Origin of the sequence: Zavarzinella sp., from assembly GCA_041399155.1 — a bacterium.
Taxonomy (GTDB): domain Bacteria; phylum Planctomycetota; class Planctomycetia; order Gemmatales; family Gemmataceae; genus JAWKTI01.
The window spans coordinates 170,066-184,080 of record JAWKTI010000003.1; the positions used below are offsets into that span (position 1 = coordinate 170,066).

A 14,015-nucleotide genomic window follows, 5' to 3' on the forward strand; every position below is an offset into this window, starting at 1 on the left:
GGAGGTCCAGGATGTACAGTTTGGTGATGTTGGCCGCGATGGCCTCAGTGCCGGAAACACCCAATGCATTTTTATGTGGTGTCAGCGATTCCAAGTATGGTGGGGGATTCTGGCTGAAACATTGTTTTCATGATTGTTGTGCCCCTCTGCGTTACGGTTGGGCCAACTGTTTTGATCCCGGTGCCAGTTTCTACCCGACTGGTAACGGCTTTTGCTGTGGAACCACCTCCATCCCACTGTACCGTGGGCAATTTCAGTATCCCTGTGGTACGGGTGGCTGCAAAAAAGGCTGTGGCAAAGGGTTCAACTTAACCAACAACTGGGGTTGTAATCACGATTGGTGCGGTTACGACTGGGGCATTGGGAATGCACCTGCCTATTGGCCATCGTGTGGGCCCTATTGTGGGCCTTACGCACCGTACGCCCGCCCGGCTTCCCACTGTGCACCATGCGGTGGCAGTTATGCCTTTGATAGCGGCCTGCCCGGTCACACCAATGGTGTTGGCTATGTGGGCTTTTACGGCACCGGAAACTACGGTGGTTATGGCCAGTTTCCAATGATGCATTCACCCAGCCTGCGTGATCTGCCACCCTATCCGAATGGTGGCTACCACTACAACATGCCCGGTCAGGTGCCTTCAATGCAGTCCTTGCCTGCTATTCCTCCCGGTGTGAACCTGCCTTCTCCTGGTACGACACCAGTGGTTCCAGAAGTACCTAACATCGACCCACCTGTGATCGGCCCCACCCCGAAGATAGTGCCAGAAGTTCCTGCACTGCCAGGGAAGCAGATCGATCCCAAGGATATGAAACTGCCACCAATCGAGATTCCTGCTCCGCCACCTGCCAAGGGCAATCTGAGCGTCAGCAATCAACAACCTGCCACTTCGGCAGTGGTGAAACTGACCGTTCCAGCGGATGCCCAGGTTTTTGTGGATGGTTACCTGCTGAAAAGCACTGGTGCAGAACGCAGTTTTACCACACCTGCCCTGAATCCAGGCACTACCTACACTTACGTCATTAAAGCGTACCTGAAGGTGGGACAGAACGATGTGCTGGAACAACAGATTGTTACACTTGCTGCTGGCAAAGTTGTCGAACAACGCTTCCAGCAGTTGATTGCCCAGGCTCAGGCACTTCCCGTGAAAACTGTCAGTGCACAACAGAAGTAAAGTTGATAACATCTCCCCATTGCACCTTTTGGAGTGTTACACCAAGTGCGTCGGGAATTTTTCAGCCAGATCGTCGCTCTTTTGCAGTCCAATCAATGCCCAGCCGCCATCCAGCTTGCTGATCAGGAACTCCGGACGTCCCCATTGTCCCAGCAAATCCATGGCAGATTATTAAGATACTCTCATGCACCCGCACCGTGGTGGAGTTTTCTCGGTATTTTCGCCGCCACACAAAAGTGGTGGCAGCACGCGGTGCGTGCTTTCCAATTGCAGATAGCGGCAGAACCAGAATCGGCACAAGCCCACATGCACCTCGGTGCGGCCTATGGCGAGCTTCGCAAGTTTGCCGAATCTGCCCGCGAATTGGAACTTGCACTGAAAATTTTGCCTGGCCATCCAGATATTCACGGGAATCTTGCTCTGACTTATTTTCAGTCGGGCGATGTGAAGTCCGCTCACGCCCACATTGAAGCGGCGTTGGCTGGTAACCCACAGCAAGCCAACTTCTGGAACACCCTGGGGATGATTCTTGCGGCTGAATGCAAATCAGAACGGGCAATCAAGGCATATTCGGAAGCGATTGCCCGCGACCCGAAGGATGATTTTTATCGCAATCGTGCACTCAGTTATCTGATTGTGGGCGATTTCGACCATGGGTGGGAAGATTATGAGCACCGCTGGGGGTGCGTGGGCTTCCAGCGGAAGAATCTGAACTGCCCACGGTGGCGTGGGGAATCGTTACAGGGCAAATCGATTTATGTGTATGCAGAGCAAGGACTTGGCGACACAATTATGTTCGTTAGGATGTTAGATCATCTGAAAAAACAGGGGGCAACGATTCTCTTTGAAGGCCACGCAGCCATGCTGCCATCGATGATCCTGCCCAACTGGGTGGATCATTGGTTACCTGCAGGTGCGGCACCAACCGATTGTGATTATGAAATTCCTCTCATTAGCATCCCGCACGTTCTTGGTCTGAATCTGGATAATCTTCCCACATTTGAAAAGTATCTGACCGCTTCCGAGACAGCCAACCATTACTGGAGCGAAAGATTAACTAAATTTCATCAACTGCGGGTGGGTCTTTGTTGGCAAGGCAATCCGAACCATACGGGTGATCGCTGGCGTTCGATCCCACTCAAAGAATTCGCAGAGTTGTTTGATTGTGAAAATGTGCAGTTTTTCAGCCTTCAGCAAGGTTTCAGCAGAGACCAACTTCAGGAAATCTACCACCCAATACTGGACATAATGTGGTTGATCGAGCACCGTGGGGGAAGTCTGGACGAAACTGCTGCTGTGCTGAACCATCTTGATCTGGTGATCGCATGTGATACCGCAGTTGCCCACCTGGCAGGTGCTTTAGCCCGCCCCACGTGGGTGTTACTGGCAACCAACAACGATTGGCGCTGGTTGCAACATCGCACCGACAGTCCCTGGTATCCCACAATGCGCCTGTTTCGACAGACGGAGCAGGGAAAATGGCCCACTCCAATTCAGCAGGTGAAGAAAGAGCTCATTCAATTAGCTCAACATAAAAGAGCCGCAGGCATGTAACAGTTCTGGCTTTAGGTCGTCATCAACGATTGGCTCGCAACAACCTGGGAATGCGACTCAGATTTCCTGTCATCTGCTAAAATCCTCATAGATCGCAACTTTACCAGTCGTGCCTGGTTCGAGTGTACCATGATTGCCAGACAACATTTATCTGGACTGACAATCATGCTTCTGCTGGTATTGCCAGCGTCAGCCTGCCTGTGGGATGAAGACACGTTGATGATGGAACGAGAGCGGTTCAATTCGAAGAAGCAGATTCCTCCGGTGATAAAAATCGTTCGATGGTGAAAATTCGACTTTGATTCATATGTCACGAAATTAGATAATAGACCCACACAGAGCAGGGGTGTGGGGCGTGATGGATCGATTCTGTTCCAATCGCTGTGTGACTACTGTGACTACTTGCCCATTTTCAGCACTTTGTAGAGGAAGCCGTATTCATCTGCCAATTCTTCAATCACTTTGGCAGTGGGTTTGCCGGCACCGTGGCCTGCTTTGCTTTCAATGCGTGCCAGCACCGGGTTGCTTCCAGAATGGCAGTGCTGTAACATGGCGGCAAATTTAAAGCTGTGCCCAGGCACCACTCGGTCATCGGTATCGGCCGTAAATACCATCGTGGGTGGGTAAGCAGTACCCGGCTTTAGGTTGTGATAGGGGGAATACTTGAGCAGTGCCTGAAACTCATCGGCGTTGTCGGCAGAACCGTAGTCATCTACCCAGTAACGACCGGCGGTAAACTTTTGGAACCGCAACATATCCATTACGCCCACGTGGGGCAGGCAGGCACCAAACAGGTCAGGTCGCTGGGTCATCACAGCACCGATCAGCAGGCCCCCGTTGCTGCCACCTTTGACGGCCAGTTTTTCTTTCGAAGTATACTTTTCGGCAATCAGGTATTCTGCACACGAAATGAAGTCGTCAAACACATTCTGTTTTTTCAACTTGGTGCCTGCTTTGTGCCAGTCGTTACCATATTCGCCACCACCACGCAGGTTGGCAACGGCATAAATCCCGCCCAGTTCCAGCCAGGCAGCAATGCCAGCAGAAAACCCAGGTGTCAGGCTGATGTTAAAGCCACCGTAAGCATATAACAGGGTGGGGTTGGTGCCATCTAGTTTGGTCCCACGTTTCATGGTGATGAACATGGGCACTTTCGTGCCATCTTTGCTGGTAACGAATACCTGTTTTACTTCATAGTCTTTAGCGGCAAACTTCACTGCAGGTGCCAGAAGTTGCTCTGATTTGCCTGTGACAAAATCGTACCGGAAAATCACCGGTGGGGAAGCATAACTGGAGAACGAATAGAAGGTTTCGGTATCAATACGTCGCCCGCCGAAACCACCAGCGGTGCCTATTCCCGGCAGTTCCAGATCGCGAATATATCGCCCGTCTGGTGCATACATCTTGATCTGCGTGTAGGCATCCTTTAAGTAGCTGGCCAGTAAGGTGTTACCCACAAAACTGACTCCTTCCAGCTTTTCTTTGGCTTCCGGGATAATTTCCTTCCACTGGGCACGGTCGGGCTTCCGCAGATCCACCGCAATCACGCGGCTGTTTTTCGCCTGGTAATCGGTTTTGAAAAAGAAGGTGGTGCCATCGTTATCAATCAGAGTGTAATCGTTTTCGAATTCATCAATCAGATCCACCGGCATTGCGTATGGTTCGGTCAGGTCGCGGTAGGTAATGCGATAACGATCGTCTGTACCTTTCCAGGTAGTGATCACCAGATAGCGGCCATCATCAGTTACCTGGGTGGTGAATCCCCACTCCGGGTGATCGGGACGTTTGTAAACCAGCACATCCGCATCCTGTGAGGTCCCCACGCGGTGATACATGACTTGCTGGTTGAGGTTCAGCGATTGAAATGCCTGGCCTTCTGTGGGTTCTGGAAATCGCGAGTAGAAGAAGCCACGAGAATCGGCAGTCCACGCCACTGAAGTAAACTTTGTCCAGCGAATGGCATCTTCGAGCACCTTTTTGCTGTCGATTTCCATGATCTTCCAGACAGCCCAGTCGGAACCGGCTTCGGAAACACTGTAGACAATGTAGCGACCATCCGGACTGATCGATGTACCACCCAGAGCTGCGGTGCCATCTTTCGTCCAGAGATTCGGATCGATTAATACTTTCGCTTCACCAGTCAGGGTTTCCCGCATGTACAGCACGGCCTGATTCTGCAAACCATCGTTTTTGCGGAAGAAATATCGCCCACCAACTTTGGATGGTGTGGAGTATTTTTCGTAGTTCCACAGCTCGCTGATTCGTTTTTCAATGGTGGCCCGCTCGGGAATGCTGGCCAGAAACGCATTGGTGATCTTGTTCTGGTCTTCCACCCACTGCTTCACTTCGGGCGATGTGCGGACATCATCTTCCAGCCAGCGATAGGGATCGGGCACTTCGACACCATGCAACTTGTCTTTCAGATCGAGTCGCTTGGCCTTGGGATATTCAATCGGATTTTGGGAATGAGACGGCAACGTCCAGCCTCCAACTACTACGATGCACAGCAAAATCAGTCGCTTCAAAACGGTTCTCCTTCGAAAGAGACAGTGATGGAATATTCTAGTACTTCACCGTATCTGAATGGAAACAAGAAATAGATCATGAAATCAATTCAATGGGATCGTTTGAGATCTCAATACAGCATTGCTGAGGAACACCATATCTATCCTTCCACGGTGGGGGAGGTCATTTTTTCTGGTCGCACGATGCTGTCGAATTCTTCCCCCGTCAGCAGTTGCAGTGCCAGGGCCGCTTCACGTAACGATGTCCCTTCCTGGTGGGCTTTTTTTGCCACTTTCGCTGCGTTGTCGTAGCCGATTTTCCTGTTCAACGATGTGACCAGCATCAGCGAATTCTGCAGGAAATAGTCGATCTGCTTGCGGTTTGGTTCAATACCCACCGCACAGTGCTCGTTAAACATTTTGCAAGCATCGGTCAGCAATGTAACCGAATGCAGGAAGTTGTGGATGATCACAGGTTTGAACACGTTCAGTTCAAAATTGCCCTGGCTGGCGGCAAAGCCGATTGCGGCATCATTGCCCATCACCTGCACGCACACCATGGTCATCGCTTCGGATTGCGTGGGGTTCACTTTACCGGGCATAATCGACGAGCCGGGCTCGTTTTCGGGAATGGTAATCTCGCCCAGGCCGCACCGTGGGCCGGATGCCAGCCAGCGAATATCGTTTGCAATCTTCATCAGTGCGGTGGCGAGCACCTTCAGAGCACCACTGGCGGCAACCAGTGGTTCGTGCCCAGCCAGGGCTGCAAACTTATTCGGTGCGGTAACAAACGGAAAGCCGGCCAGTTCGGCAATCTTCTGAGCCACTGTTACCGCAAATTGTGGGTGAGAATTCAAACCGGTTCCAACAGCAGTGCCGCCCAACGCCAGTTCATGCAGTGCGGGCAGCGTGGCATTGATTGCCTGCAGAGATAGATCAATCTGGGCCACATAGCCGGAAAATTCCTGCCCCAGGGTCAGCGGAACAGCATCCATCAGGTGCGTGCGGCCAATTTTCACAATTTCATGAAAATCTTCGGCTTTTTTCGCAAGAGTCTCACGTAGTTCACGCACGCTGGGGATCAGGTGCTGCAGCACCACCTGCACGCTGGCAATGTGCATCGCTGTGGGGAACGTGTCGTTTGAAGACTGGCTCATATTCACATGATCGTTCGGGTGGATGGGCGTTTTACTGCCCATTACCCCACCGGCCATTTCGATGGCACGGTTCGAAATTACTTCGTTCACGTTCATGTTGGTCTGGGTGCCACTGCCGGTCTGCCAGATTCGCAGTGGGAAATGATCGTCCAGCACTCCCGCAATCACTTCATCGGCCGATTTGGCAATCAGTGCGGCTTTGTCTGCGGGCAGCAGGCCCAGGTCGCTGTTGGTCAGTGCGGCAGCTTTCTTCAAAATGCCGAACGCACGAATGATGGAGCGGGGCATGGTATCGTGCCCGATGGCAAAGTGAATCAGCGACCGAGCGGTCTGTGCCCCATAATACTTGTTTGCGGGAACTTCGATGTTCCCCATGCTGTCTTTTTCAGTACGTGTGGTGGTCATGGTGTGCAATTCCAGCGGAAATCAGTGTTAAAGGAAGTGTATGGCAATCGCTCCTGGGATGGTACCTTCCGTTTCAAGGGAACAAGTAATCCGCACACAAATGTACGGAATTACAATAATATAGACGATTATAATGAACTTTTGTTCCCTAAAAATTTGCAAAAAGTGGAAAATTCCGGAAATTTTCTCTCATTAATTTCTCATTTTTATCCATTTGCTTTCTGATTTTTCCACGACGCACCCAGGAGGGAATCCAGTGCAGAAGATGGTAGCATCACGAGTCGGAAGCATTAGCGAAGTCCCGAAGTTCAAGCGGGACAATACGAGCCGGAAGCGTCAGCGGCGGAATTTTTTTACGTTGTTCTAACGCAATGCCACGAAGCGATTTTAATAACAACCGTCATTCCCGCGAAGGCGGGAATCCATTGCTTGAGGGACAGAAAGTGCTGAAGTTTCATCTGAGGGTGAATTGTAGGTAAGCTCCTGGTGAGATGATTGGCTAAGATCCAACTCAGAATGAGTGGATTCAATTTCAAGATTCATTGGTAATTCAGGGATTTTCATGGATTCCCGCCTTCGCGGGAATGACGATTCATGTGTGCACATTGATCAGTATGAGTTGCAATTGTGTTAAAAAATGCCTGTAAAAACATGCCAAAGAAACAACATACAACCAAAAAGCACTCATCCCAAGTCGCACCCGCACGGGGCATTATTTCTCTTCAATCAATTCTGACGCGTAATTTGCCTCGATTTTTTGTACTGTGGATCCTTTTAATAGCTGGTGCGAGGTTTCCGTGAACCCCAGCCGTCGTCATCATCTTCATTCTCATCTTCATCATCATAATCGCCATCTCTGCTGGAGCCACGTTCACGGCGTCGACGTTTCCGTTCGTAGTTGTCGAATTCGTAGCCACGCGACGGTCGATCTTCGCGCGAATTTCGCAAAGTACTGCCATATCCGGCGATTTGCACCCAATAGACTATCCAACATACCAACTGTACTAACGACAGAAAGTTACTCAGCAATCCGACGATCATTCCCGGTCCGGCTACGTCTAAATCATTTCCTCGAAGTGCGCCGCTCACACCAGAAAGAGCAATTGTTGCTATGGATAAGCCGGCAACAATCAGTCCCATCGTTTTGCCAAAAGAGTCTCCACGCGTATTCAAGCCACGATCCCGATACTCATTCGCCAGAGATTCTGAGATTTTCAGCACTACAAAGAACATCCAGAAAATATTTAGTATCGGTACCAGTAATAGCCAAACGAGACCAGGTGCCATGGTTCGATTATCAGGGTGAACTGAATTCATCGTGTTCTGCAGAGTCAGCAAAAACAAGATGTAAACCACTAACATTACTATGAGGAAGATACCGACACAAATCAGCATCCCCGCAATCATCTCTCCCATTTTGAGGCTCTCCCGATAAGGTTTCTATTTCTCTTCGATCCGTTCTGCCACGAAGGCGGCGTCACGTTCCAGTAATTTAGTGGTGCCAGCCAGCTTTTTCGCATCACCGGTAAAAATATGACCTGTAAACTGTTGAGTGGTGGCGGGGAACTTAATGTTAAAAGTAAATGAGTGTTTCTGAATTCCCACTTTGCCTTCCACTTCATACTCGCGGCCATCTTTTTCAGACGTGAACGAGCCACGGATGTCGCCCACTTCACTGACCTGCAAAATCAACTCCCCGGTGCGTCGGCCATCATCTTCCAGTTTATACCGTCCATTCAGGTGGTGGGCCTGCAATACCTCACCGGGAGTGAACTTTTCGCCCTTTTTGGGCTGAATTCCGGGAATCACCTTCTCCAGAATATATAGTTTTGCCCCACCGACAGGCACCAGTTCCGATTCCGCAGGTGCCTGAGGTGCGGTTAATTGCAGGTCGCCACCAATGCTTTCGGGTACGATCTGCCCCACATCCAGGCTGATTCGCAGGCCCGGATAAAGTTGAACGCCAGCATCTTTCACCTGAAATGCCCGTTCGGTGTTCCCTTTGTAGGTGATGTATTCATCAATCAGCAACATCGCATAAGGGCCTTTCATGCCAAATTTCTGGCGTGCGGGCCGTACCAGCAATTTGCTGTAGCGTCCATCGTTGGTGACCACTACCAACATCGTGGCTGTCTGGTCTGGCAGTACCCCAGCGTAATCGCTCAGGTCGTCCAGCACAATTTTCGGAACGCTTTTCAGCAATCCCTTACTGACGCCATTCGCCAGCACGGACTGGGTGTAGTGTTCAAATTGCCCCGCCGACAAACTGGCGGCGGAACAGAACAGGATAAGACTGCACCAACGATACATGGGAAATCTCCTTATTTGGAAGCATCTTAACCCGTAATATGTGGTACGGCCATCAATTTCCCATGCTCTGAATACAGAAAAGGCGGGAAATGGCGATTAGATGATATGTAAATAACTGATCAATCAACTAGCCTGTCGTGGGTGCCAGCAGCTGCACCCAGACTTCAACAAGAACTGGTTACGCAACTGGCTGGGTGATGGTTTTTCGTCGCAACCCGTATCCCAGCAAAGCAATCAGGCCCACGCCCAGGCCAATCCAGGTGGCTGGTTCGGGTGTATTGTTGACTTCTGGAACCAGTTCTTCCGGTTTCAATTCTTCTGGACCACCGACAATACCACCGGTACCTGGTGTGGTGGGCACGAACGGGTCGTTTGGCACGGGTGTGGTGGGTGTTACTTGCACCGGGGGTGGGAAAAACGCGTAACTGGTGCTTGTCAGTCCCAATGAGACAATCGCAGCACCGACAATCAATTTGCAGCGGGTGAACATACCCTATTCCTCCTGAATTACCACGCTGCCTGAATTTACCTATGTTGCAGCAGCGACGTGGGTGTCATCGACCGTGCATAACTGATGAATTTCATGGGATATGGGCATTTGAGAGAAAATAGGCAATTTTGAGCACTATTTCGCAGTTCGTTTGCTTTTTACCGTTTATGCGATTTGTTCAACTCGCCCACTTCACTTAATCTCCCCCACTTGCCGGTTTTCATTTTCTTTCATCTGGCGGGCGTCGATACAAGGATTACTTTTTGAACAATGAACGGTGCCGTGGAAACCTTGCCTTGTAGACGATGAAGCGCATCGGTGTGTTAGGAGGACGAATATGAAACGATATTGGATGTGCCTGGTGACAGCCGCAATTGCTGCACTTGGTACCAGTTCTGCACAAGAACGGGCGGCAACACTTGGCTTGCCCGCTGGTTTGTCCCCCGCACCTGCGGTAATTCGTGGCCAGTCGCCCGATTATTCGCCCGGCGAACTGAAGTTGATTCAGAACACAGTTCCCAAGGATATGCCGAAGGCGGGTGTGAAGGAAGACAAGAAGGATCCCGCGATTCTGCCACCGGCAACGAATCCGATGATTCCGATGCTGCCAGGCGGTTCCGCACCGATGATTCTGCCTCCTGGTGCTGCACCGACGATCGTACAGCCTCAGCCATACATGGGTTATCCGGCTGTACCTTACGATGTGGGTGCCCCCACCGATCCAAATGTGATCTATGGTGTCCCGCAGCCCATCGCCAGCACGATGAACATGCCGACCCAGCAAAACTGGTACGTGGGCGTGGAAGGGATGGTATGGTGGGTAAAATCTTACGGTACACCCGCACTGGTGAACGTGGGCCCCACCACCGGCATTGGTGCTGTGGGTGAACCTGGCGTAAAACGCGCTCTGCCGGTAGATAGTATCACCGAAAACCCTCGTTACGGTGCCCGGTTTACGTTGGGTTACTGGCTCTCTCCCCGCTGGGCAATCGAAGCGCAAGGCTGGTTCCTGGCGAACACCAACGGGGTCGGTGGTTCCGTTTCTTCGGAAGATGCTCCAGGGCAGATTGTCTCCCGTCCGTTCTTCAGTGCGAACCAGCAGATCGAGTTTGCTCAACAGGTCAGCAACCCTGGAATCTACCAGGGGAATGTGACCTTCAGCACACGAAGCTATCTCGGAAGTGGCGAAATCAACGGTCGGTATCGCTGGCGAGAAAGCTGTAATGGTCACCTGGATATTCTGTTTGGTGCTCGTTACATGCTGTTGGAAGAAAATCTGGAGATTAACGAGACAGTGGAAGGTTTAGCTGGTGCAGGACCATTCGCTGGCTATCGGAGGACCGTTCGAGACGCATTCAATACATCCAACGACTTCTACGGTGGTCAGATTGGGGTTGATTACGAATATAACTATGGCCGTTGGGTATTCAATGCTCGGGCGAAACTGGCTCTTGGTATTACCAACAGCTCTGCAACGATCGATGGAGCTCAACAGGCACTAGCTGGCCCTGTACCCAACCTGCCTGGTGGCTTGCTGGCTCTGAATAGTAACATTGGTGATAACAAACAGAATAACCTCTCTTACATTCCAGAAGTACAGTTAAATATTGGTTATAACGTTACAGATAATATTCGGATTTATGCTGGCTATACCTTCATCTACTGGAGCGACGTGCTGCGTCCAGGTGGTCAAATCGACCGCACACTGGATGAAAACCGCATCCCCGACTTCACCACTGGTCGCGTGGTGCCCAATGTTGAGGAAACCCGACCAGCCCGGACACTGAGCTCGGAAGGAATCTGGATGCAAGGTGCCACTTTTGGTATTGTCTTCCGCTGGTAAGACTCATTTCGCCCTTCCCCACCCGTGGGATCTTCTGAAATCACCCCAGGTGGGGTGATATTGCCGTAAGTGCTTCTTCTACAGTCACTTGCAGAAGTTCAAATTGTTTATTGCGATTCGTCGCACCTGCCACCAGCCGCACCTGATGTGGGCGGACTTCCAGAATACTCGCTAGAAAACTTTCCAGTGCCGCATTCGCTTTTCCATCCGTGGGAGGTGCAGTCACGGCAATTTTCAACGCACCCCCATGAATACCCACCACGGCATTGCGTTTGGCACCTGGCTGTGCCCGCACAGAAAGGCGACAACCATGTTCTGTGGCGACCAGCTGCAAATCCATGACTACCCCATGTGACAATGAAAATAATTTCATTAATGAGAAAATTCACCCCGACTGCTTGCGGGCAAAGCGTAGTTCCAGCATCAGAAGGCCAATGAAGCCGCACAATAACAGGAAACCCAGTTCTGTGCGTGGGGCGGAATTGGTGCTGCCTAATTGCCAGTCGTCGCCTTCCTGCACTTGAAACGATTTCCACTGCGTGGGGAGCGTGGCCAGTTCTTCCGTGCTGCAACGCGTTAAATTCGCCTCTCTGGGGTCACTTTGTACAACGTAATAACGAAAATCGCCAATATCGGTGCTAAGCTGGTAAATGCCGGTTTGCCAGGTTTCCGCATACAGAAATGGCCACTCATCGCATGGCAGGCGTTGCTGCTTGCCATCCGGAGTACTCACCGTGACTGGCCCTGGTAACTGCCCACCTTGAGGCTGAAAGATAATCGGTTGCCCCGCTGGAATATTCAGTTCATTCTGCCGAACATCCGTAAACAGGTAGATGGTTTCGTGCATCAACCGCACATAATCGCCCAGGTCGGTTAAGTTGGTTCGCCACGAAGAATCGAACGGAACCGCAGTCTGAACCACTTTCCCTTTGCCAAAGCGTTTCTGCAACATTAATGGCATCCGATTATTCAGCACCATCAGTGGGAATGATTTTTCGGGCGGTTGCAAGTGCCAGACCCGTGGGAAATAGGCCGTTGAAACCAGCCCACCCGGCTCATCCCCGCGTAGCAACTCCAGTGGGGTACCTTCGAGGCTATTCGCAACAATTCGAAATGCGTCCGGCAGTTGATCAACTTTGCCCACAGGTTCGACCAACTGTGCGGGCAGCCAGCCTTCTCCATTGCGGTAGAGGGATTCGTTGTAAAAAATTGCTTCTGCCCGCTCTCCAGTGGTAACCAGGCACCCACCACCCAGACTGATAAACTCTTCCAGAGCAAGCACTTGCGATGAAACCAGTCGCTTGATATCGGCCAGCACGACAACCTGAGGTGGGCCCAGATTGGCAATAGGTTGTTGCAGTGTCGTGGGTTCAAAATTGCCCGCACTGACAATTTTCAGCCGAAACGCCGGTTCGCGATCAATGGTGGGGGACAGTGCATCCCGCATGAAGTCGGAAGTTTTGTTGGTTGCACCAATCGGGCTGCCATCAATTACCAACACAGGAATGGCGGGTACCACTTCAAAAGCGAAGTCCTGCCGGTTATCCTGCGGAAGTGAGTCTCCATCCAGAATAAAACTAATCACGTGCGAACCAGGATTGCTTAGCCGTGCGACATGTCGCAGTAATTTTCGGCCATCGACATCCCCGGGGAATTGGCGAATTTCGCCCACTGGTTTTCGGTCGATTTCGACACGCACTGTCCCGGGTGGTGCAGTCATCTGGCCGAATTGCAGCAGTTCACTGCGAAAAGCAACTTCTTTGCCTTTGGCCACCACCGCCCGATTGGTTTGCAGTGGACTTAACGCCCGATTGGGCAGCACCGCTGGCCACGTGGCGGCAACATTCTTGCCCCACACGCGTGGCAGCGACTGCTCGGGTAGGCTGGCAGCAAACAGTTCCCAGTTTTCTCTGGTTTTGGCATCCAGCCAGCCCTGGTGCTGCATATCACTGAAAATGACCACATGCCGCTCGGTGCTGCTACTGCGATCAAACAGTTCACTTGCTTCCCGCACCGCTTTTGGGAAATCCGCCCCACCTTGAGGTGGGGGCAATTGCCGCAGCGAATCACGCACCAACGCCCGATCGCTGCTGAAGTGGTCAACGAGCCAACGTGGCTGATTTCCTGCCAGAATGATGGCAATTCGATCTTTGGGCCCCACCACGGACAGAAATTTGCTGGTTTCTTCTACCAGCAGTTGCTGGGCGGTCTGCCCCTGATACTGGTAAGCCATGCTTTGCGATTGATCGAGCACGATCACAATATCCCGCTGGGGTTGACTGGCTGAACTGCCCACCCCACCCACTTTGGTATACGGTGCGGCAAACGCCAGCACCAATACGGCGATTAATGCCATCCGCAACAGCATCAACAGCCATTGATCGAGTCGGCGTTTGCGTTGGGACGATTGTGAAAGCTGCAGAAACTGCATTGCTCCCCAATCGATCACATCGAAGCGTTTGCGTTGAAAAAGGTGCACCACCGGTGGGATGGCTATCGCCAGAAATCCCAATAGCAGCGCTGGTGCTAACAAACCCATAAGAACAATTTAGCTGGAATGTGCTTTCGGCCAATGGGCGT

General features: G+C 51.5%; 11 protein-coding genes. 3 read left to right on the plus strand and 8 right to left on the minus strand.

The window, feature by feature from the left end; translation table 11 throughout:
- Positions 1–11: 11 nt before the first annotated feature.
- A complete protein-coding gene (locus tag R3B84_14805) occupies positions 12–1,172 on the plus strand; it encodes a TIGR03000 domain-containing protein (GenBank protein MEZ6141839.1) in 1,161 nt (386 codons plus the stop codon).
- 45 nt (positions 1,173–1,217) lie between these two features.
- Entirely contained in the window at positions 1,218–2,726 is a 1,509-nt protein-coding gene (locus tag R3B84_14810) for a tetratricopeptide repeat protein (protein ID MEZ6141840.1), read from the plus strand.
- Between the two features lie 398 nt (positions 2,727–3,124).
- Here the strand turns inward: R3B84_14810 and R3B84_14815 are convergent, their stop codons facing one another.
- The 6 genes from R3B84_14815 to R3B84_14840 all read right to left on the minus strand — a co-directional run bounded on the left by R3B84_14815 (position 3,125) and on the right by R3B84_14840 (position 9,592).
- Positions 3,125–5,251: a prolyl oligopeptidase family serine peptidase gene (locus R3B84_14815; protein MEZ6141841.1), complete on the minus strand. Its 2,127-nt coding sequence runs from the start codon at positions 5,249–5,251 to the stop codon at positions 3,125–3,127.
- A gap of 140 nt (positions 5,252–5,391) precedes the next feature.
- On the minus strand, positions 5,392–6,792 hold the full coding sequence (fumC, locus tag R3B84_14820; protein MEZ6141842.1) for a class II fumarate hydratase: 1,401 nt from the start codon (positions 6,790–6,792) through the stop codon (positions 5,392–5,394).
- Between the two features lie 387 nt (positions 6,793–7,179).
- On the minus strand, positions 7,180–7,356 hold the full coding sequence (locus R3B84_14825; protein ID MEZ6141843.1) for a hypothetical protein: 177 nt from the start codon (positions 7,354–7,356) through the stop codon (positions 7,180–7,182).
- 210 nt (positions 7,357–7,566) lie between these two features.
- A complete protein-coding gene (locus R3B84_14830) occupies positions 7,567–8,208 on the minus strand; it encodes a hypothetical protein (GenBank protein MEZ6141844.1) in 642 nt (213 codons plus the stop codon).
- 24 nt (positions 8,209–8,232) lie between these two features.
- Positions 8,233–9,102 (minus strand): hypothetical protein, encoded by an 870-nt coding sequence (locus R3B84_14835; protein ID MEZ6141845.1) that lies wholly within the window; start codon positions 9,100–9,102, stop codon positions 8,233–8,235.
- A 178-nt stretch (positions 9,103–9,280) separates the two neighbouring features.
- On the minus strand, positions 9,281–9,592 hold the full coding sequence (locus R3B84_14840; GenBank protein MEZ6141846.1) for a PEP-CTERM sorting domain-containing protein: 312 nt from the start codon (positions 9,590–9,592) through the stop codon (positions 9,281–9,283).
- A 337-nt stretch (positions 9,593–9,929) separates the two neighbouring features.
- Here R3B84_14840 and R3B84_14845 point away from each other — a divergent pair, with 337 nt between their 5' ends.
- Complete coding sequence (locus tag R3B84_14845) at positions 9,930–11,435, plus strand: BBP7 family outer membrane beta-barrel protein (GenBank protein MEZ6141847.1); 1,506 nt, start codon at positions 9,930–9,932, stop codon at positions 11,433–11,435.
- Between the two features lie 40 nt (positions 11,436–11,475).
- On the opposite strand, the gene R3B84_14850 is transcribed toward R3B84_14845, so the two are convergent.
- Positions 11,476–11,775, minus strand: coding sequence for a DUF167 domain-containing protein (locus R3B84_14850; protein ID MEZ6141848.1), 300 nt, complete (start codon positions 11,773–11,775; stop codon positions 11,476–11,478).
- Positions 11,776–11,820: 45 nt separating this feature from the next.
- Entirely contained in the window at positions 11,821–13,974 is a 2,154-nt protein-coding gene (locus R3B84_14855; protein MEZ6141849.1) for a BatA domain-containing protein, read from the minus strand.
- Positions 13,975–14,015: the final 41 nt, after the last annotated feature.

Excerpts from the sequence above, each read along its gene's own strand:
- R3B84_14835 (MEZ6141845.1), bottom strand. The coding sequence starts at position 9,102 with ATGTATCGTTGGTGCAGTCTTATCCTGTTCTGTTCCGCCGCCAGTTTG.
- R3B84_14825 (MEZ6141843.1), bottom strand. The coding sequence starts at position 7,356 with ATGAAAATCCCTGAATTACCAATGAATCTTGAAATTGAATCCACTCAT.
- R3B84_14850 (MEZ6141848.1), bottom strand. The coding sequence starts at position 11,775 with ATGGATTTGCAGCTGGTCGCCACAGAACATGGTTGTCGCCTTTCTGTG.
- R3B84_14855 (MEZ6141849.1), bottom strand. The coding sequence starts at position 13,974 with ATGGGTTTGTTAGCACCAGCGCTGCTATTGGGATTTCTGGCGATAGCC.
- R3B84_14845 (MEZ6141847.1), top strand. The coding sequence starts at position 9,930 with ATGAAACGATATTGGATGTGCCTGGTGACAGCCGCAATTGCTGCACTT.
- fumC (MEZ6141842.1), bottom strand. The coding sequence starts at position 6,792 with ATGACCACCACACGTACTGAAAAAGACAGCATGGGGAACATCGAAGTT.
- R3B84_14805 (MEZ6141839.1), top strand. The coding sequence starts at position 12 with ATGTACAGTTTGGTGATGTTGGCCGCGATGGCCTCAGTGCCGGAAACA.
- R3B84_14840 (MEZ6141846.1), bottom strand. The coding sequence starts at position 9,592 with ATGTTCACCCGCTGCAAATTGATTGTCGGTGCTGCGATTGTCTCATTG.
- R3B84_14830 (MEZ6141844.1), bottom strand. The coding sequence starts at position 8,208 with ATGGGAGAGATGATTGCGGGGATGCTGATTTGTGTCGGTATCTTCCTC.